The organism is Bacillus cereus group sp. BfR-BA-01524 (genome assembly GCF_022662595.1).
In the GTDB taxonomy this organism is placed as follows: Bacteria; Bacillota; Bacilli; order Bacillales; family Bacillaceae_G; genus Bacillus_A; species Bacillus_A thuringiensis_S.
The window spans coordinates 1-314 of record NZ_JAKUDW010000345.1 but is presented as its reverse complement, the minus strand read 5'-3'; the positions used below and the strand labels follow the sequence as shown (position 1 = coordinate 314).

The following is a 314-nucleotide window of genomic DNA, read 5'->3' as shown; positions in this document are numbered from 1 at the left end:
TCCTTGTAGACCTTGAGGGCCGGTTGGACCAGTTGGGCCTTGGAGACCTTGCACTCCTTGTATCCCCTGAATTCCTTGGAGACCCGTTGGACCAATTGGACCTTGTATTCCCTGAATTCCTTGAGGACCCGTTGCTCCCGTCTGGCCGGTTGGGCCTTGGGGACCTTGCACTCCTTGGATTCCTTGAGGACCGGTTGGACCTATACTTCCTTGTGGTCCCTGAATACCTTGAATTCCTTGTGGACCGGTTGGGCCTGTTATGCCACTCGGACCTTGGATTCCTTGCACTCCTTGTGGGCCGGTTGGGCCACTCG

Annotated in this window: 1 pseudogene; it reads right to left on the bottom strand. The window is 56.4% G+C overall.

The features are described 5' to 3' along the window. Positions 1-314 (bottom strand): annotated as a pseudogene (locus MR170_RS31395) (collagen-like protein); the annotation flags it as partial.